Source organism: Arthrobacter sp. UYEF21 (assembly GCF_040546085.1).
Lineage (GTDB): Bacteria > Actinomycetota > Actinomycetes > Actinomycetales > Micrococcaceae > Arthrobacter.
In genome coordinates this window covers 66,555-84,040 of the sequence record NZ_JBEPNF010000007.1, presented here as the reverse complement: position 1 = coordinate 84,040, position 17,486 = coordinate 66,555, and the positions used below count along the sequence as shown (strand labels likewise).

The following is a 17,486-nucleotide window of genomic DNA, read 5'->3' as shown; positions in this document are numbered from 1 at the left end:
AAGCGGTCAGTCCGGGGTGGCTTATGCACATAGCCGACTGCGGTGGTTCCGGCGCCTGGGCGGCTTCCGTAGCCTCGGAGTTCATGGGCGACGCGACACGTGATGCGGCAGGCAGCACGGTTCGTCAGCCAAAGGCAGTGCATTAGGCAAGGGGAGACGCGTGGGTGGTGAGATGACGGGAGCTGACGCGGGGCGCATGGCTCGCGCCTATGAGATCCAGCGGTTGGCGTCCCGGCTCGCCCAATGTACTGAACAGGTGGAAACGGTCATGGCGAGGGCCTGGGATATCCAGCTTCTGACGTGGCAGTCGCCTGCCGGGCGGGCATACCGAGATTCCCTGGCCCTCCAGGCGTCCGCGTTGGGACGGGCGCATGGACGGATTACGGACGCCCAGCTCGCCGTGGGCCGCCATGCGCGGGCGGTCGCGGCGTCGGCCGGCACGGCCGCGGGGCGGAACTGATGGCCGAGGTGACGCCGTCGGGCAGTGGGGGGCCCATAGAGCTGACCGGGCCAGCCGTGGACGGAGGGCTGGAAATCAGGGGCGGCCTCGGGGGTATTGCCTTCCAGCTTGAAGAACTCATGGTCGGGGCTGGCAAACTCGATGTCCTTGCGGATGCGCTGGCCGCCGTGGAAGTCGAAATTCATCGCATTTGGGGAGACCTCGGGGCATACCAGAACGATTCGCGGCTGTCCGGGACGGAGGCGCTGATGTCGGTCGGGGAGGCCCAGTGGAGCGTTCAGGCTGTCCGTGAAGAACTGCGGACAATCAGCAGCCAAGTGCGCGCCAGCAAGCAGAACTACGAGGCGGCGGAGGCGTGGGCGAGTGTCGCGCGTGGACTGGGCGGCGGGCTGACCAGTACCGGAACAATGAGCCGGCAGGCACAAGACCTTGGGCTGGGCTTCGTTCCCAACAGGGAAGTGGCCGAACTCGCCGCTGGGCCCTTGGCCATGGTTGCCTTACTGGCTCTCTCGCCGGAACGCTTCTTCATTGCGCTCAGCGTGGACCTGGCGGCAGGGAGGCACATTGCGGCCGCGGTTCCACTGCTTACCGGTATGTTCGGCAGCGCGGCCAGCAGTCTCCGGACGCGTCCGGTCATCGCGGACCGCAAAGAGTCATTGTCTGTGGAGTTCGATGGCTCTCCAGCCGCCCTTCTGGAACGTGCCCGGATCATCGATGCGCGGGGCGCGGGCTACATCGAGGTTATCGAAGTGGATAACGGCGGCCAGAAGGCCTACGTGGTGGTTATTCCCGGAACGCAGGCCGGAGGAGTAGTGGGCGGGACCAACCCCTTCGATGAGGCAGGCATTGCGGAGGGCCTGGGTAACCGTTCCGCGGAAGTGAAGGCGGCCATACTGGACGCTTTGCAGTCCGCCGGCGCGGAGAAAGGGGCTTCGGTGGTGGCAGTCGGCTACAGCCAGGGCGGGATCCACGCCATGAATCTTGCCGCCGATGAGCTGTTCGTCAACGATTACGACATGAAATATGTGCTGACGGCAGGGTCTCCCGTAGGTGGCATCGTTCCGGCCGCAGCCGTCAGTTCCCTACATCTGGAGCATAGACAGGATTGGGTGCCCGGGGCTGACGGAACACCGAACCCGGACACCAGAGATCGGGTCACGGTAACGCTGAGCAGCCCGGTGGCCACGCAGGAGGGTGAAGACTTAGGCCTCGGTCCGGGCCACAGGCTGGCGAATTACCAGGACGCTGCACGCCTTGTGGGGGCCAGCGACGATCCCACCCTGAAGGATTCCACAGCTGTCCTCGCCGGTGTGCTTGGTGCCGGCGGAACGGCCACGGCCACGCGCTTCGCCTTGACGCGGACCAAGGCTGAAACGCTGAGTGCGCCCGGGCCGAGGCTGCAACCCACGCGCCAGCCCTCACCACAGCAATCGGAGTCGGGCCGGCCGGTCGCGTAGGGCAGCAGCTAACTGCAAGAGCTGCGCCAGGCAGCAGGCCTGGCCAACCTGCATCGTGGCTTTAGCGCCTGCGGCCGCCCGGCACCCTTCCCGCGACGAGCGAGATGAGGGTGATGATGATGGCCGCGAAGACCGCTGTCCAAAAGAACGAGTCGATGGTGAAATGCACCGGTGTGTAGCTGCTGAGCCAGGACGTCAGGTACAACATGGCGGCGTTGATGACGATTGTGAAGAGGCCCAGCGTGAGGATGGTGATCGGCAGGGACAGGAAGCTGACCAGCGGCCGGACAAACGCGTTAACCACGCCGAAGATCAGGCCGATAAACAGATAGGCAAGGATGATGCCGACAGTCTCCGTGCCCTGGTTTACGCCCGTGCTGACCACAGCCTCGGTAGTAGCGGTGGTGGAAATATCAAGGCCCGGCAGGATCCAGACGGCAATCCAGAGGGCCAGTCCGTTGATGAGGACCCGAACAATGAAGGAGAGCATGAGCCAATGCTGTCACATGCGGACTGTCCCTCGGCCAGCCCTGCGGGCCGCCCTGCGGAGCCACAGCGAATCCACTGCGGACACGGATTCATCCCTGCCCACGGGATGGTCGAAGAGAGACACTTCCACGACGTCGTACGTCTGCAAGGGCGCCTGGGCGAGCTGAGCCTCCGCCGGGAGTTCAGGCTTCCGGCTCATTTCGGCTGCAGGTACCGTCAAAAGTATCCGGTCCTGCACACAGCAGGCAGGCATGCCAGCGGGCATGCCTGCCCAGCAAAGTAGGCTGGTTTCATGACGTCATCAGAGATCCGGTCCGGGGAAATCCGGCCCCGTCCAGTGGTGGACCGGCTTCCCCGTTACGCCGCAGGAAAGCCCCCGGCCGCCGTGGACGGTTTGGCAAGCTACAAACTTTCCTCCAACGAGAACCCGTTGCCGCCACTCCCGGCAGTGCTTGAGGCCATCGCTGGCCAGACAGACTTCAACCGTTACCCGGACCCGCTCAGCACTAAGCTGCGTATGGCGCTCGCCGAATTCCTGGATGTCCCGGCGGCGGACATCGTCACCGGCGCCGGCAGCCTCGGGGCACTGAACCAACTGCTCACCACGTTCGCCGGCCAGAACGACGACGGCAAAGCTGACGAGGTGATCTACGCGTGGCGCTCCTTCGAGGCTTATCCCATCAGCGTGGGCCTGGTGGGTGCGGAAAGCGTCCGGATCCCGCTCACAGCAGACGGACGCCATGACCTTGACGCCATGGCCGCGGCTGTCACCGTTCGGACTAAAGTCATTCTCCTTTGCACGCCCAACAACCCCACTGGTCCCATCCTGACCACCGCCGAAATGGAGTGGTTCATCCAGGCCGTCCCGGCGGATGTGGTGGTGGTCATCGATGAGGCATACCAGGAGTTTGTCCGCGCCGAGGATGCTGTGGATGGCATCGCGATGTACCGCAAATACCCCAATGTGGTGGTGCTCCGGACGTTCTCCAAGGCCCATGGCCTCGCCGGCCTAAGGGTGGGCTACAGTGTCTCGAACCCGGCGCTGACCCAGTACCTGAGGGTGGCAGCCACGCCCTTCGCCGTCTCGCAGGTTGCCGAACAGGCCGCGATAGTTTCGCTGCAGAACTACCCTCAGGTTGTAGAAAGGGTACAAAGCATCGTGGACGAGCGCGCCCGGGTGACTTCCGGGTTGCATGACCTGGGCTGGTCAGTTCCCAACGCGCAGGGCAACTTTGTCTGGCTGGATCTGGCCGAAAACAGTGGGGAATTCGCCGAGCTGGCAGGGAAGCAGGCACTTTCGGTGCGCGCCTTTGGCAGCGAGGGAGTGCGCGTCAGCATCGGCGAACCGGAAGCCAACAGTCGGTTCCTCCAGCTCTGTGCGAACTACACAAGGCCGCCACGGCATTCCTAGCGCCTAACCTGCGTCAGGAGCGGCGCCTACTGAAGATAAAGTAAGGACCAGAAAGCCACCATATATGCCATCAGCGGAATGCATTCCCCGCGCGGCATATATCCCAGCGAGATTGCGGCGCATCCGCGTGCGGCAAGCAAGGAGACGGTATGGGCGCCACACATCTGCCCTCCACCGAGTTCAATGGAACAGCGGTAGACGACCAGCTCGAGGCCGAGGCCGAGGCCCGGCTGGGTGATCCCGTCGAGCCCATGGTGCAGTTGCTGGCGCCCGACGGGACCCTGGGCACAGACCCGGTTTTTTGGCCATACGCGGACCGGCTGGACGGCGACAAGCTCCGTGGCTTTTACGCTGATATGGCCACGATCCGCCGCTTTGATGTCGAGGCCACTGCACTCCAGCGCCAGGGCCAGCTCGCGCTCTGGGTTCCGCTCACCGGCCAGGAAGGCGCGCAGATCGGTTCCGGACGGGCCAGCCAGCCGCAGGACTACATCTTCCCGACTTACCGGGAGCACGGTGTGGCACTGACCCGCAATGTGGACCTCGCCCAACTCCTGCGCCAGTTCCGCGGCGTCTCCAACGGCGGCTGGAACCCTCAGGACACCAATTTCCACCTCTACACCCTGGTCCTTGCCGCGCAGACCCCGCACGCCGTTGGGTATGCGATGGGGATCCAGCGCGACCAGAAAATGGCGGCTGCGGCGACTGATGCGGCGGCAGACCGCCCGGCCGAGCCGAAGGCCGCGGTCATGGTCTACTTCGGGGACGGAGCCAGTTCCGAAGGCGACGTCCACGAATCCATGGTGTTTGCCGCCTCCTACAACGCGCCGGTGGTGTTCTTTTGCCAGAACAACCACTGGGCCATCTCCGTGCCCAGTTCCGTACAGACCCGGATTCCGCTGTCCAACCGTGCCAAGGGCTATGGTTTCCCGGGCATCCGCGTGGACGGCAACGACGTCATCGCCGTCCACGCCGTAACCGAGTGGGCCTTGGAGCATGCCCGCGAGGGCCACGGGCCTGTGCTCATCGAAGCCTTCACCTACCGGGTGGGCGCCCACACCACAGCCGATGACCCCACAAAATACCGGGAGTCAGCCGAAGAAACACTCTGGCGTGCCAAAGATCCCCTAGACCGCCTGGAAAAGTACCTCAGGGCCCAAGGCTTGGCGGACGACGCCTTCTTCGAGCAGGTCAAGGCCGACGGCGACGACCTCGCCGCCTATGTGCGCAAAACCACGCATGACCTGGAAACCCCGGACATCCGGACCGCCTTCGCCAACACGTACGTCGAAGCGCACCCGTTGGTGGCCGAGGAACTGGCCTGGTTCGAGGAGTACAGCGCAGGATTCGCGGACGAAGCCGACGCCGGCGGCGCCGGGCCTGACAGGGCCAAATCCGATGACGCAGGAACAGGAGCGGCCCGCTGATGACCACCATGACCATAGCCAAGGCCATCAACGAAGGCCTGCGCGCCACCCTGGGCAACAACCCCCGCTCGCTGCTGATGGGCGAGGACATCGGCGCCCTCGGCGGCGTCTACCGTGTCACGGACGGCCTCCTTGCGGAATTCGGCGAAGACCGCGTGGTGGACACCCCGCTTGCGGAGTCCGGCATCATCGGCACGGCGATAGGACTCGCCCTGCGCGGCTACCTGCCTGTCTGCGAGATCCAGTTCGACGGCTTTGTCTTCCCCGGTTTCAACCAGATCACCACCCAGCTGGCAAAGATGCACGCGCGCAGCAACGGCAACCTGTCAGTTCCCGTCGTGGTCCGCATTCCGTACGGCGGCGGCATCGGCTCAATCGAACACCACTCGGAATCACCGGAGGCGTTGTTCGCCCACACGGCGGGCCTGCGCATCATCACGCCGTCCAACGCCCACGACGCCTACTGGATGATCCGGCAGGCTGTCGAGTGCCAGGACCCCGTGATCTTCTTCGAACCGAAACGCCGCTACTGGCTCAAGGGGGAGGTTGACACGGAATCCCCGGGTGCGTCGGCCGATCCCTTTAAGGCCCACGTGCTGCGCGAGGGGACGGACGCCACGGTGGTGGCCTACGGTCCCCTCGTCCCCGTGGCCCTCGCCGCGGCGGAGGCCGCCGCAGAAGACGGCCGCAGTGTCGAGGTCATCGACCTCCGCTCCATTTCGCCGATCGACTTCGACACCGTCACGGCCTCCGCCAAGAAGACCGGCCGCCTCGTGGTGGCCCATGAAGCCCCGACGTTCGGCGGCATCGGCGGCGAGATCGCGGCCCGGATCAGCGAACGCGCCTTCCTGTCACTGGAGGCTCCCGTGATCCGCGTTGGCGGCTTCCACATGCCGTACCCCGTGGCTAAGGTCGAGGAAGACTATCTTCCCGGCATCGACCGCATCCTGGAGGCGCTGGACCGCGCCTTGGCCTACTAAGCGCCCGGCCCCGCCTGCGCTCGCCGCAAAACTCGTCGCAAAAGAGGACATCATGACGCTTAACAAGTTCAACCTGCCCGACGTGGGCGAAGGTCTCACGGAGGCGGAAATCGTCGCCTGGAAGGTTAAGCCGGGGGACATGGTGGCCGTCAACGACGTCCTCTGCGAGATCGAGACCGCGAAGTCGCTCGTTGAGCTGCCGTCCCCTTTTGCCGGCACTGTCACCGAACTGCTGGTCCCTGAGGGCGTGACCATCGACGTCGGCACCGCCATCATCAGTGTCTCGGATGCCCTCTCGGGGGACCCGAGCCCCGCCGATGTCCCGGCGCCCGCCACTCCCGTCCAGCCGCTGTACGGCAAGCTTCCCGCGGACGACGGCGACTCGTCCGGCGTTGCCCTTGCCGGCGGACCGCTGGTGGGATCGGGTCCCAAGGCGGACGCCCTGAAACGGCGCCCCCGGAAGGCGGCTCCCGCCGCCACCAGCTCAGTGGTCGAGCCTGCCGAGAACCGCCCAGCCACGGGAGCGGTCACCCGTCCGCCGGTGGTCAATCCTCGTGCGACCCAGGCAATTACCGGGGCGGTCGATACCCGTCCCACGCTGGGTGGAACCATCACCGGCCTCGTGAACCGCGTCCTGGCCAAACCACCCGTCCGCAAGATCGCAAGGGACCTGGGGATCGATCTCGCCGACGTGGTGGCCACCGGTTTCCGCGGGGAAGTGACGCGCGAGGACCTGGTCAGCTACCAGTCCCAGCGCGATGCAGAGCTGGACAAAGCCGACGGGTTCTGGGGCAAAGCCGGCAAGCCGCAGGGCCAGCGGATTGAACGGATCCCCGTGAAGGGGGTCCGGAAGGCGACGGCCAAGGCCATGGTGGAGTCGGCTTTCGCGGCGCCCCACGTGAGCATCTTTGTTGACGTTGACGCCAGCCGCACCATGGAATTCGTCAAGCGGCTGAAGGGTTCGCGCGATTTTGAGGGGATCAGGGTTTCTCCGCTGCTGATCCTGGCCAAGGCCGTCATCTGGGCCGCTGCCCGGAACCCCAGCGTCAACGCCACCTGGGTGGACAACGTGGACGGCACCGACACCGCCGAGATCCAGGTCAAGCACTACATGAACCTCGGCATCGCAGCGGCCACCCCGCGCGGACTGATGGTTCCGAACATCAAGGACGCGCAGGATCTTTCGCTCAAAGAGCTGGCGCTGGCGCTGAACAACCTGGCCACCACGGCGCGCGCGGGCAAGACCCAGCCGGCCGAGATGCAGGGCGGTACGCTCACCATCACCAACATCGGTGCGCTGGGAATCGACACTGGAACACCGATCATTAATCCGGGCGAAGTGGCCATCGTGGCCTTTGGAACCATCAAGCAGAAACCGTGGGTGCTGGACGGCGAAGTCATTCCGCGCTGGATTACCACGCTCGGCGGTTCCTTCGACCACAGGGTGGTTGACGGTGACCTGTCCGCCCGCTTTATGGCCGACGTCGCCGCCATCCTTGAGGAGCCGGCGCTCCTTCTTGACTAGGAAGAACAAGTCCGTGGACCCAGCCGCCGTCCGGGGTAGGAACCGGGCGGCCAGATGGCTGACCGAGCTGTTCCAGCCTCCGGTGGTGGTGACGCTGCAGCTGCTCATCAGCTCCGTGATCGAACCGGGCTTCCCGGGCACACTGGGGTATGGCGCGCTGGCGGCCCTTTTTGTCTGCGTACTTCCGCTGTTCGTGCTGCTCGCCCTCGTCAGGCTGGGCAAGGTCTCCGACCATCACATCAGCAACCGCCACCAGCGTGCACCCGTGCTGATTATGGCGCTGGCATCTGTCATCGCGGGGCTGGTGGTGCTGGAAACCGTCGGTTCGCCGCGCAGCGTGGTGGTCATGGTGCTCGCCCTCGTCGCTGGCATCGTAGTGCTGGCCGCAGTCAGCCCGTTCTGGAAGATCAGCGGACACGCGGCCGCTCTATCGTCGGCGGCCGTCATTTTTGTACTGATGCTCGGTCCGGCATGGCTGCCCCTCCTGCTGCTGATCCCCGCCGTCGGCTGGTCACGCGTGGTGCTCCGCGCGCACACTCTGGCCCAGGTGGTGGCCGGCTCACTCTTCGGCGCGATAGTGATGCCCTGTTTATGGCTGCTTCTGCGCGGCTGGCTTCTCTAGCGGCGGCACGTACGGCTGCTGACGAAAGAGGCCCGGATTCAAGGCGCACTGGTCGACGAGGCCGAGGCCGTCCGCGGTCAGGACTGTGATTTCGTCATTCTTGCCGAGCCTGACGCGGCAGCTGCCGCGTTCGTCCGTCCACAAGGTACCCGCCCGATGACCGTGCCCGCTGCGACCCGCACCTCGCTGGTGGGGTCGTTGTCCTTCAGGCTGAATCCGCTGACGCGCAACAACGGCGCCACGCAGGCTCGGGTTCGAACGATTCGAAGGCGCCGGGCTGGATGATCGTACCGGGGACGAACTCAATGAACGCGTCGCCGGCGCCGTCTTTGTTGTCGCGCCTGATCCAGCGGAGATGTCCACGGGCTCCGTGCCCGCGTTGGTGAGAGACTCTCACCCCTTAGAAGGGGTGTGCGGAGTAGGCCGTAAGCATCTCGACCATTTCAGGATCACCGGCCCAAGTCCCCGCCAGGGCCGCGGACGTTCCGAACAGCAGGCCGACAACGATCAGGGCGGCGGCTGTGACGGCAGCGAAGAACTTCCGGTCCTCGCGCAGGACACTCCGTATGGTGGCCGGGAGGCGAAGATCCGGCGAGATGAGGTTGGGTGCGCTGTCCACGGAGCCGTCATCCAGAAGCGCAATCACCCGGCCGCTGCCGTGGTCCACCCGCATGGAGCAGATGTGGTTGCCGTGGCGGGCGAGGAGGATGTCGTGGCCAACAAGCTGGCGGCGCTGGAGAGTAAGCAAGGAGGGCCCCTTTGGCTGAGTGGGAGGTGGTTGTCCGCTCCGTTGGGGGCACTTCGATTTTATCGCCTCGGCTGTGCCGGATCCGGCCTCAAAGGGGTGAGAACAGACACCATGCACCGGATAGGTGTGGCCGGTGCATGGTGTCAGGTCATCAGTTAGTCGGCGTCATAGGTGTTGGCGATATAGACGTCGCAGGTGGCATTGTGGGCAACACTGTTGGCCACACTTCCGAGCACACGGCCAATGCCGCGCATCCGCCGGTTGCCCACCACGATCATCCGGGCGCCAAGGCGCTCGGCTTCGCTGATCAGGGCGTCGGCCGGCTTGCCGCGGGCCGCCGAGTAGGTCACCTTGATTGAACCGGCCAGGGCATCGGCAACGGTCTTGGCCACGTGCTCGGCGCCGTCGGCATCGGAAACGATCCACCGGTCGCTGCCGGAGCCGAAGACCTCGGTGCGGTCGCTGTCGAAGGCTGAGACCACGTGCAGCGAGGAGCCGACGGCGACGGCGAGATCCCGCGCCGCTTCGGCGGCCTTCTTGGCAGTTCCGCTGCCGTCAACGCCCACGACGATTATTCCGCTCATGCTTTGCACTCCTTGGTAGAGATGAAATAGGCCATAGTTCAGTCCGGCCAACGTTACAACGCTGCGACGGAATCCCGCAGTACCCCGGCCAACCTGCGGACACCTTCCTCGATGGCGGCCGGCGGCACGGCGCTGAACGCCAGCCGCAGCCTGTTGGAGGGTTCATCGGAGGGGGTGAAGGCAGCCCCAGGGATAAAGACGACACCGGCGTCGATCGCCTTTTGCAGCAGGGGGTACGTGTCCACGCCCTCCGGCAGTGTGACCCACACGAAGAAGCCACCCTCGGGGCTGGTCCAGCTGGTGCCGGCCGGCATGTGTTCGTCCAGCGCCGTCAGCATCGCTGCGCACCTTTCGGCGTAGAGTCCGCGGTAGGTTTCGATCTGGCCCTTCCAGTCGTAGTCCCGGAGGTACGCGGACACCAACATCTGGTTGAGGGTGGGCGGGCACAGTGTGACCGACTCGGACGCCAGATAGTAGCGGCGCTGGAGATGTTCTGGGACAAGGGCCCAGCCGATGCGCAAGCCGGGAGCGAAAATCTTGGAGAAGGAACCCAGGTAGATTACGTCGGTGGCGTTGGCTGCGCGGAGTGGTTCAAGTGGCTCGCCTCTGTAGCGCAGGAGGCCGTAGGGATTGTCCTCCAGCACCAAAATATTCGCCTTCCGGCATATATCCACAATCTGTTGCCTGCGATCCCCGGCCAGGGTAATTCCGGAGGGGTTGTTGAAGTTGGGAATGGTGTAGAGGAACTTGATGCTCTTTCCTGCCGTCTGAAGTGCTGCGATCTTTGCCTCCAACAGCTCGGGCACAAGGCCTTCGTGGTCCATCTCCACGGCGGCCACCTCCACTTGGTACGACTCGAACGTATTGAGGGCACCAACGTAGGTGGGGTCCTCCACCAGCACCACATCGCCAGGGTTGCAGAAGACCTTCGTGGCCACGTCCTGGGCCGACTGGGAGCCTGCCGTTATCACCACGTTCTGCGGCAGGGCATCCGGGATTCCTTCGGCCGCCATGACCTCGCAGATCTGGGTGCGCAGTTCTTCGGTCCCCTGCCCGCCGCCGTACTGGAGCGCGGTCAGCCCGTCGTTGGCGATGATGCCGGCGGCCGTGGCTGCCAGCCGCGCCAGGGGAAGGGACTGCAGGTAGGGGCTGCCCCCGGCGAGGGACACGAGGCCGGGGCGCAGCGAGATGTCGAAAACGTCCCGGACGGCGGACTGCTTAATATTGGCTGCCCGCTCCGAAAACAGCGCCTCGTGCGGATGGGCCGAGCGGTGGGCGGACGTGGCGGCTCGTTCGATGGCGTCAATGGCTTCGGCTGGGAGCGGCACTTCTGCAGCGTCAAGTGTTTCGTGGGTCACGTCCTCAGGATACAGCCGACAGTTGCCAATAAGGCAACACCTGTTGTTTCTTGAACTTGCCCCAACGCGCCGACGGCGTTACCTGAGGCTCAGGGTTTTGGCGAGGCCCACGCCATTGACGTAGACCTCAGCGCGGATGGCGCCCACTGACGCCACGGCGGTCTGCGTGAGTTGGGCCTCGACCCGTGGGATGTCGCACACGCCGCCCGGACGGAGCTTTCCGGCCAGGTAGACGGTGACGGTGGTGCCGTCGAACGTCCCGGACAGGAATGTCAGCGTGGAGGACGCCAGTGCGTTGTGCAGCCCGGGCGCAGGCTCTGCGGATCCGTCCAGCAGAGCGTTCATGGCGGCGGCCAGCGGGTCGGCGGATCCTCTCTCGGAGCGGCGGACGCTGGCCAGGCTGTCATTGCAGCCAAAGCGAACCCCGCCGGCGCCGCCGTCGTCAAGCAGCACGTAGTAGGCCGTGACCGGCCTGGCCCCGGTCTGTTGGCTGGGCGGCCCGGCGGGTCTCCCGGCGGAGGGCCGTCCCGGCGGTGCCGCGGAGGCCTCAGGGCTTGGCGAAGGCCGCGGCTGGGCGGCGCCGGACAGGGACCCCGGCACCCGTGCAGTGCTTCCGCCGGCATCCGGGGTGCTCCCGTAGGCGGAGGGTACCGCAGACTGTTGCGGGGGCGGCGCGGCGGCTTCGGCTTCAACAGGCGTTGTCAGGGGCGGGGGAGGTGCCTGCGGCTGGGGCGCCGGGACCAGAACTGCCGCTGCGGACTCTGTGGGTTCAACCGCGGTGGCCCCGGCGGGGATGCTGCCGCCGGCGAATGGGACTGAGCCGGGATTGCAGGAGCCGAGCAACAGCGGAAGAGTCAGCGCCGCCGCCGTCGCCATGAGTCCCCCGGCCGTCCGTGTGCCTGCCATGTCCGCACCGCGTTCCCATTCCCGTGCTTACCGTGCATTAACGTTACGGCGCTCTCGGGGCGCTGAACATGTCCGCGCGGTACCGGTTGGGGCAAGAGTTGGTCACGCAGGCGCCAATGGTCACTTGCATGCTCACGGTGCGGTAACAAAATACCGGCACAGACTGATGCCCCGGGCACCACTTGGGTGTCCGGGGCATGCAGTTGGCTTGATCGCGGGCTTACGCCTGCGGCGGCCCTACGCTGCGGGCTGGGCGGCGGTCAGCGCGTCGAAGACGCCCTTGATCTGCTCAACAGCCTCGGCGTCGTCCTTCGGGTGCAGTTCGGCGAAGCGGACCATGGAACCCGGAACCGCCAGCTTGACGTCCTCCAGGACCTGGGCGCCGGCGATGCCGACGGCCTTGCGGGCCTCGTCCTGGGCCCAGACGCCACCGAACTGGCCAAAGGCGGTACCGACGACGGCGGTGGGCTTGCCGGACAGGGCGCCTGCACCGTAGGGGCGGGACAGCCAGTCGATGGCGTTCTTCAGCGATGCCGGAACCGTGCCGTTGTGCTCCGGGGTGACCAGGAGGAGGGTGTCGGCATCGTTGGCGGCGGCGCGGAGGGCGGCCGCTGCGGCGGGGACCTGGCCTTCGACGTCGATGTCCTCGTTGTAGAACGGGATGTTGTCCAGGCTTTCGTGGATGACCACGTCAACCTGCTCGGGGGCGTTCAGCTGGCCCAGAACCGGCATGACGTACCCGCAGCTGTTCTCTGGCAGCGCCACGTGGAGATCCTGCTGCGGGAGGAAGGGATGGACGCGGACCCCGCACTCATGGCCATGGCGCTGATGGCCACGCTGGAACCGGAGCGGCTGTTGCACGCCGTCCGGGCCCGGGGCCTGGCGCCGGAACGGTTGACAGCCTCGTGGCGCGAACTTGTTACACGGGTGATCGGCGGCCAATAGGATATTCCAGATTCCGGCATCGCCCAGTCAAATCAGTTTTAAGGAATTCTTCATAACGATCTGATACGGGCCGGCGGTTTTGGTGCAATGGCGCGCCCCGCGGCTCCGTGTATGTGGTACTTTCCTCTGGACTGTGACCCGTAACATGGTCCACTATCCGGGCGTGCCTGGGGTCGCTGGAGGCCAGCGACGCGCTGGTGGACACCCGGCAGCAGCAAGATCCGCAGGCTGCCGGACATCGGAAGGATCTGGAACATGGATGAAGTCAAGGCAAGTTATCCGGTGGCCCACCAGGACGAGCCGCTGGGGATTCCTTCCGCACCCCGAGCGGCCTCGATCCTGAGATAGACGCCATATGCTCCGGTACCTTGCCAAACGTGGCATCACCTACATTTTTATGATTTTCCTGACCACTTCGGCCGGATACTTCCTGGCGGTCAGCTCCCTCAAGCCAGCCCTCCTTGAACAGGAGCGGATTCCCCGGCCCACCCCTGAGCAGGTGGCCAACTCCATGCGCCTGAAGGGGCTGGACCCGGATCTCAGCCCGTGGGAGCGCTACGTGGAGTGGCTGATAAGCATTGTGACCCGTTGGGACTGGGGGCGCAGCCCCAACGGCGCCTATATCAACGCCGAATTCGGCGACCGCGTCTGGATCTCCACCCGGCTCTTCCTGGCTGCCATCATTCTGACGCTGGTCATCGGCGTTGCCCTCGGCGTGTATTCGGCGGCCCGCCAGTACAAGTTCCAGGACCGGGCCATCACGTCCTACAGCTACCTTGCCTACATCGTGCCCGCACCCATCGCGTACTTCCTGGTGCAGTTGGGTGCCATCAACATCAACGAGACCGTCGGTGAACGCATCTTCTTCGTCACCGGTATCTCCACTCCCGGCATGGCACCGGGGTGGGGGCAGTTCGTGGACATGCTGGCGCACTATGCGGTACCCACCATCGCCATCACCCTGGTCGGCTGGGGTTCGTATCAAATCGCGCAGCGGCAGTACCTGCTGGACAACGTCAACGCGGACTTTGTCCGGACGGCCCGCGCCAAGGGCCTGACCCGCAACCAGGCCATCTCCAGGCACGCCCTTCGGGTGTCGTTTATTCCCGTCGCCCAGAGCATCGCATTTACCATTCCCGCCATTTTTGCCGGCGGCTTCTTCGCCGAGAAGATCTTTGCCTGGCCCGGAGTCGGGTCCTGGAGCATCGACGCCATCTCCCTGCAGGACGTCAATGCTGCCACGGCCACCCTTGCTTACGGCTCGGTGATCTTCGCCCTTGGCGCCATCCTGGCCGACTTCGCCACAACGCTTGTTGACCCGAGAGTGCGGGTGCAGTAACCATGACGAACCTCAACGCCGTTGACCCGGCAGCTGTTGCCCAGGACGCGCATCTGGAGAGCACCGATGCGGTGATCGGCAAGTCCACCATCATCTTCCGCCGCTTTATGCGCAATAAGACGGCGGTCGCGGGGCTGGCGATATTTCTGGCGCTGACCGTCTTCTCCTTCGTGGGCGGCTTTTTCACGCAGTGGGACAAGGAGACCATCGATCCCTTCAACATTGCCATGCCACCTTCCGGGGAGCACTTCCTGGGAACGTCGCAGGCGGGCATAGATCTCTACGCCATGACCGTTGAAGGCACCCGCATCTCCATCCTGATCGGCCTGATCGTGGGACTCGTTTCCGTCCTGATAGCGGCAGTGTACGGCTGCACTATGGCCTATTTCGGCGGCAAAGTGGACAGGGTCATGCTCTTTGTCCTCGAAGCGCTCATCATGATGCCCGCCCTCCTGGTGGTGGCGGTTGCCACGAGCGGCGGCGGCGCGAACTTCAAGCAGAACCTGCCGTCCTGGCTGCTGCTGATCATTGTGCTCCTGGTGTTCAGCTGGATGGGTACCGCCAGGCTGATCCGGTCCATGTCCATGTCCCTGATGCAGCGGGACTTCGTGAAGGCGGCCCAGTACATGGGTGTGCCGCCGCGCCGGATCGTGTGGCGGCACCTGGTGCCAAACATCGGGTCACTCCTCGTCCTGGACGTCACCCGGGGCGTCACCGGAGCCATCCTCGCCGAAGTCGCGTTTTCCTTCATCGGTATCGGCATCAAGGTTCCCGATATCAGCCTTGGCGTCCTGATCGGCGGTGCCTCATCGCAGGTCCAGACCTTCCCGTGGATGTTCTGGGTTCCCCTGATGGTGATGTTTCTGCTTACCGGATCGCTGGCCATGATGAACGATGGCCTGCGGGACGCCTTCGATCCGAGCTCCAGTTCAGTGGGCAAAGCCAGGAAGAAGCGCGGACAGGGGAAGGGCAAATGAGCAACGGAACCTTCATTGAGCCGGCTGACGCCGCCCGGACGACCGTCGAACGGCTCCACGTCGCAGGCCTGAACGCGCCGTCGGACGCCGTGCTGTCCGTCCGGGACCTAAACGTCAGCTTCAACACCGAGAACGGCTCAGTGCACGCGGTCCGCGGTGTGGACTTCGACCTGCTGCCGGGCAGGACGCTGGGAATCGTGGGGGAATCCGGGTCCGGCAAATCGGTGACGTCGCTGGCGATCATGGGCCTCTTGCCGGCAACGGCGGAGATCTCCGGCTCGGTCCGGCTCAACGGCAAGGAACTGCTTGGCCTTAGCGACAAAGCCATGTGTGCGCACCGCGGCAACGACATGGCCATGGTGTTCCAGGACCCGCTCTCCTCCCTCACCCCGGTGTACACGGTGGGAGCACAGATCGCCGAGGCCCTGACCATCCACAATCCGGGCATGAGCAAACTGGCGAAGGAAGCCCGCGCCGTCGAACTTCTGGCCATGGTGGGCATTCCCAGCCCAAAGAACAGGCTCAAAGCCTTCCCCCACGAGTTCTCCGGCGGCATGCGCCAGCGCGTGATGATCGCCATCGCCATCGCCAACAATCCCCGGGTGCTGATCGCGGACGAGCCGACGACGGCGCTGGACGTCACCATCCAGGCTCAGGTGCTGGAGGTGCTGCATACGGCGCAGGAGGAAACGGGCGCCGCCGTCGTGATGATCACCCACGATCTGGGCGTGGTGGCGGGCATCGCCGACGACATCATGGTGATGTACGCCGGGAAGCCGGTGGAAACCGGCGGAGTGGACGACATCTACTACAACCCGCGGATGCCGTACACCATGGGCCTGCTCGGCGCGGTGCCTAGGGTGGACGTCGCGGAGAAATCCTCGCTCGTCCCCATCGACGGGATCCCGCCGAACCTGCTGCACACGCCCACCGGCTGCTCCTTTGCGCCGCGCTGTCCGTTGGTCACAGACGCCTGCCTCGCCGGCGAACCGCCGCTGCTGGCAGCCGACGGCAACGCCGGGCACAGGGCGGCCTGCATCCGGTCCGACGAGCTTGGTGCGGGTGCGGATGCCCTGGAAATCTTCTCGGCGCCTCCGGTTCCGATGTCCCGGTTTGACGCCATTCCCCGCGGGAAACGTGCCACCGTGCTGGAACTCAGAGACGTCCGCAAGCATTTTCCGCTGACCAAGGGCGCCCTCCTCAAGCGACGCATCGGGACCGTCAAAGCGGTGGACGGCCTGAGCTTCGACATTCGCGAAGGCGAATGCTTTTCCATCGTTGGGGAGTCCGGTTCCGGCAAAACCACCACCCTCCTGGAAATCATGGAGTTTCACAAGGATCAGGACGGCGAGGTGGTCATCGGCGGCATCAGCAATAAGCAGGCCGTCGATGCCAAGGCCAAGGGTGCCATGCGCAGGGAAATGCAGATGGTCTTCCAGGATCCCACGGGAGCCCTCGACCCGCGTTTCACCGTCTACGAGGTCCTGGCTGAACCACTCCAGAACGCAGGCATGGACAGGCCGGCCATCAAGAAGCGCATCATGGAACTGATGAAGCTTGTGGGGCTGCAGCCTGACCACGTCAACCGGTTCCCCAACCAGTTCTCCGGCGGCCAGCGGCAGCGCGTCGGCATTGCCCGTGCCCTTGCGGTCAACCCGAAGCTCGTGGTCCTGGACGAACCGGTCTCTGCCCTGGACGTTTCGGTTCAGGCCGGGGTCATCAACCTCCTGGACAAGCTCCGTGCCGAGTTGGGCCTCAGCTACTTGATGGTGGCGCATGACCTCTCCGTGGTCCGGCACATCTCCGACCGCGTGGCTGTGATGTACCTCGGCAAGATCGTGGAAATCGGCGAGGTGGCCCGGGTCTTTGACAACCCGCGCCATCCGTACACGCGGGCCCTGCTGTCAGCCATCCCCGTTCCGGATCCGCAATTGGAGCGCACCCGCGAACGCATCATCCTGCAGGGCGACCCTCCCTCGCCACTGGACGCCCCGAAAGGCTGCAACTTCGCCACCCGGTGCCCCGTATATACTGCGCTTCCGGCCGCGAAGCAGGAAAAGTGCCTCACCCTCGAGCCGCCACTGGAAGCTGTGCGCCCTTCTGCCGCCGTGCAGGCCCTCGAAGCCGGACCCACCGCGCCCCTTGACCAGCAGTTCGCCTGCTTCTTCCCGGACGGGGAGCTGGAGCCGGACATGGTGGTTGTCTACGACCGGGTGGACCACAATGCACCCTAGCTTTCATACACTCATCACAAGCAC

General features: G+C 65.0%; 18 protein-coding genes. 11 read left to right on the top strand and 7 right to left on the bottom strand.

What is annotated here, in order from left to right:
- Positions 1-172 precede the first annotated feature (172 nt).
- Positions 173-460: a hypothetical protein gene (locus ABIB27_RS09740; RefSeq protein WP_354253836.1), complete on the top strand. Its 288-nt coding sequence runs from the start codon at positions 173-175 to the stop codon at positions 458-460.
- On the top strand, positions 460-1,917 hold the full coding sequence (locus tag ABIB27_RS09735; RefSeq protein WP_354253835.1) for a hypothetical protein: 1,458 nt from the start codon (positions 460-462) through the stop codon (positions 1,915-1,917). The genes ABIB27_RS09740 and ABIB27_RS09735 overlap by 1 nt, the downstream gene beginning before the upstream one ends.
- 61 nt (positions 1,918-1,978) lie before the next feature.
- On the opposite strand, the gene ABIB27_RS09730 is transcribed toward ABIB27_RS09735, so the two are convergent.
- Together ABIB27_RS09730 and ABIB27_RS09725 are read right to left on the bottom strand one after the other, a co-directional pair.
- A complete protein-coding gene (locus tag ABIB27_RS09730; RefSeq protein ID WP_354253834.1) occupies positions 1,979-2,407 on the bottom strand; it encodes a phage holin family protein in 429 nt (142 codons plus the stop codon).
- 12 nt (positions 2,408-2,419) lie between these two features.
- A complete protein-coding gene (locus tag ABIB27_RS09725; protein ID WP_354253833.1) occupies positions 2,420-2,605 on the bottom strand; it encodes a hypothetical protein in 186 nt (61 codons plus the stop codon).
- A gap of 93 nt (positions 2,606-2,698) precedes the next feature.
- Between ABIB27_RS09725 and ABIB27_RS09720 the strand changes: the two genes are divergently transcribed.
- The 5 genes from ABIB27_RS09720 (at position 2,699) to ABIB27_RS09700 (ending at position 8,371) form a co-directional block, all read left to right on the top strand.
- Positions 2,699-3,817 (top strand): histidinol-phosphate transaminase, encoded by a 1,119-nt coding sequence (locus ABIB27_RS09720; protein ID WP_354253832.1) that lies wholly within the window; start codon positions 2,699-2,701, stop codon positions 3,815-3,817.
- A 149-nt stretch (positions 3,818-3,966) separates the two neighbouring features.
- The gene (locus ABIB27_RS09715; protein ID WP_354253831.1) at positions 3,967-5,244 is read left to right on the top strand and encodes a thiamine pyrophosphate-dependent dehydrogenase E1 component subunit alpha; all 1,278 of its coding nucleotides are present in this window, start codon (positions 3,967-3,969) and stop codon (positions 5,242-5,244) included.
- Entirely contained in the window at positions 5,244-6,224 is a 981-nt protein-coding gene (locus ABIB27_RS09710) for an alpha-ketoacid dehydrogenase subunit beta (RefSeq protein ID WP_354216975.1), read from the top strand. Before ABIB27_RS09715 ends, ABIB27_RS09710 begins: the two co-directional genes overlap by 1 nt.
- A gap of 52 nt (positions 6,225-6,276) precedes the next feature.
- On the top strand, positions 6,277-7,749 hold the full coding sequence (locus ABIB27_RS09705) for a dihydrolipoamide acetyltransferase family protein (protein WP_354216976.1): 1,473 nt from the start codon (positions 6,277-6,279) through the stop codon (positions 7,747-7,749).
- A complete protein-coding gene (locus ABIB27_RS09700; protein WP_354253830.1) occupies positions 7,742-8,371 on the top strand; it encodes a phosphatase PAP2 family protein in 630 nt (209 codons plus the stop codon). The genes ABIB27_RS09705 and ABIB27_RS09700 overlap by 8 nt, the downstream gene beginning before the upstream one ends.
- Positions 8,372-8,771: 400 nt before the next feature.
- Here ABIB27_RS09700 and ABIB27_RS09695 read toward each other — a convergent pair whose 3' ends face one another.
- From ABIB27_RS09695 to ABIB27_RS09675, 5 genes are all read right to left on the bottom strand, one after another.
- Entirely contained in the window at positions 8,772-9,119 is a 348-nt protein-coding gene (locus ABIB27_RS09695; protein ID WP_354216979.1) for a hypothetical protein, read from the bottom strand.
- 155 nt (positions 9,120-9,274) lie between these two features.
- A complete protein-coding gene (locus tag ABIB27_RS09690) occupies positions 9,275-9,703 on the bottom strand; it encodes a universal stress protein (protein ID WP_354216980.1) in 429 nt (142 codons plus the stop codon).
- A gap of 53 nt (positions 9,704-9,756) precedes the next feature.
- Positions 9,757-11,061 carry an aminotransferase-like domain-containing protein gene (locus ABIB27_RS09685; protein ID WP_354253829.1) on the bottom strand — a complete coding sequence of 435 codons (1,305 nt, stop codon included), beginning with the start codon at positions 11,059-11,061 and terminating at the stop codon, positions 9,757-9,759.
- Between the two features lie 78 nt (positions 11,062-11,139).
- A complete protein-coding gene (locus ABIB27_RS09680) occupies positions 11,140-11,967 on the bottom strand; it encodes a hypothetical protein (protein ID WP_354216982.1) in 828 nt (275 codons plus the stop codon).
- Between the two features lie 237 nt (positions 11,968-12,204).
- The gene (locus ABIB27_RS09675; protein WP_354216995.1) at positions 12,205-12,699 is read right to left on the bottom strand and encodes an NAD(P)H-dependent oxidoreductase; all 495 of its coding nucleotides are present in this window, start codon (positions 12,697-12,699) and stop codon (positions 12,205-12,207) included.
- A 33-nt stretch (positions 12,700-12,732) separates the two neighbouring features.
- Here ABIB27_RS09675 and ABIB27_RS09670 point away from each other — a divergent pair, with 33 nt between their 5' ends.
- The 4 genes from ABIB27_RS09670 (at position 12,733) to ABIB27_RS09655 (ending at position 17,462) form a co-directional block, all read left to right on the top strand.
- Positions 12,733-12,912: a hypothetical protein gene (locus ABIB27_RS09670; RefSeq protein WP_354216983.1), complete on the top strand. Its 180-nt coding sequence runs from the start codon at positions 12,733-12,735 to the stop codon at positions 12,910-12,912.
- 355 nt (positions 12,913-13,267) lie between these two features.
- A complete protein-coding gene (locus tag ABIB27_RS09665) occupies positions 13,268-14,251 on the top strand; it encodes an ABC transporter permease (protein WP_354216984.1) in 984 nt (327 codons plus the stop codon).
- A gap of 2 nt (positions 14,252-14,253) precedes the next feature.
- Positions 14,254-15,228, top strand: coding sequence for an ABC transporter permease (locus ABIB27_RS09660; RefSeq protein WP_354216985.1), 975 nt, complete (start codon positions 14,254-14,256; stop codon positions 15,226-15,228).
- On the top strand, positions 15,225-17,462 hold the full coding sequence (locus tag ABIB27_RS09655; RefSeq protein WP_354216986.1) for an ABC transporter ATP-binding protein: 2,238 nt from the start codon (positions 15,225-15,227) through the stop codon (positions 17,460-17,462). The genes ABIB27_RS09660 and ABIB27_RS09655 overlap by 4 nt, the downstream gene beginning before the upstream one ends.
- Positions 17,463-17,486 lie beyond the last annotated feature (24 nt).

Bases quoted from the DNA above. Each gene is read 5' to 3' on its own strand.
- ABIB27_RS09715 (WP_354253831.1), top strand. From the start codon at position 3,967: ATGGGCGCCACACATCTGCCCTCCACCGAGTTCAATGGAACAGCGGTA.
- ABIB27_RS09690 (WP_354216980.1), bottom strand. From the start codon at position 9,703: ATGAGCGGAATAATCGTCGTGGGCGTTGACGGCAGCGGAACTGCCAAG.
- ABIB27_RS09710 (WP_354216975.1), top strand. From the start codon at position 5,244: ATGACCACCATGACCATAGCCAAGGCCATCAACGAAGGCCTGCGCGCC.
- ABIB27_RS09660 (WP_354216985.1), top strand. From the start codon at position 14,254: ATGACGAACCTCAACGCCGTTGACCCGGCAGCTGTTGCCCAGGACGCG.
- ABIB27_RS09720 (WP_354253832.1), top strand. From the start codon at position 2,699: ATGACGTCATCAGAGATCCGGTCCGGGGAAATCCGGCCCCGTCCAGTG.
- ABIB27_RS09680 (WP_354216982.1), bottom strand. From the start codon at position 11,967: ATGGCAGGCACACGGACGGCCGGGGGACTCATGGCGACGGCGGCGGCG.
- ABIB27_RS09675 (WP_354216995.1), bottom strand. From the start codon at position 12,699: ATGCCGGTTCTGGGCCAGCTGAACGCCCCCGAGCAGGTTGACGTGGTC.
- ABIB27_RS09665 (WP_354216984.1), top strand. From the start codon at position 13,268: ATGCTCCGGTACCTTGCCAAACGTGGCATCACCTACATTTTTATGATT.
- ABIB27_RS09655 (WP_354216986.1), top strand. From the start codon at position 15,225: ATGAGCAACGGAACCTTCATTGAGCCGGCTGACGCCGCCCGGACGACC.
- ABIB27_RS09740 (WP_354253836.1), top strand. From the start codon at position 173: ATGACGGGAGCTGACGCGGGGCGCATGGCTCGCGCCTATGAGATCCAG.
- ABIB27_RS09730 (WP_354253834.1), bottom strand. From the start codon at position 2,407: ATGCTCTCCTTCATTGTTCGGGTCCTCATCAACGGACTGGCCCTCTGG.
- ABIB27_RS09725 (WP_354253833.1), bottom strand. From the start codon at position 2,605: ATGAGCCGGAAGCCTGAACTCCCGGCGGAGGCTCAGCTCGCCCAGGCG.
- ABIB27_RS09705 (WP_354216976.1), top strand. From the start codon at position 6,277: ATGACGCTTAACAAGTTCAACCTGCCCGACGTGGGCGAAGGTCTCACG.
- ABIB27_RS09735 (WP_354253835.1), top strand. From the start codon at position 460: ATGGCCGAGGTGACGCCGTCGGGCAGTGGGGGGCCCATAGAGCTGACC.